Annotated in this window: 1 pseudogene; it reads right to left on the minus strand. The window is 59.6% G+C overall.

The features are described 5' to 3' along the window. A pseudogene (locus QP415_RS11635) lies at window positions 1-255 on the minus strand (formate-dependent phosphoribosylglycinamide formyltransferase); the annotation flags it as partial. Between the last annotated feature and the right edge of the window lie 27 nt (window positions 256-282).

The raw sequence follows: 282 nt of genomic DNA on the forward strand, positions 1-282 counted from the left end.
TTCAACAAGCGTGATAGCGTCGGCTCCTCGATTTGCGCGCTCGCGTGCCAGGTCGCTGCTGGCACCGCTTGCCAGAACAACGCCGACTCGACGACCGGCTCGTGTGACGGGCTTGCCGAATATTCTGACTCCATCGGCCTTGGACAAGGCTTCGGCGACGCCTAGGTATTCGGGGTGTTTGAGGGGTTTTGTTGATTTGATGACTGCAGATGCACCCGGTGTGCGTAGCGTCGTATCGATGGGCAGGCCGAGGATTGCGCGGACGTGAAGCTCGAACTCAGA

Source organism: Pauljensenia sp. UMB3104 (assembly GCF_030217285.1).
GTDB lineage: Bacteria > Actinomycetota > Actinomycetes > Actinomycetales > Actinomycetaceae > Pauljensenia.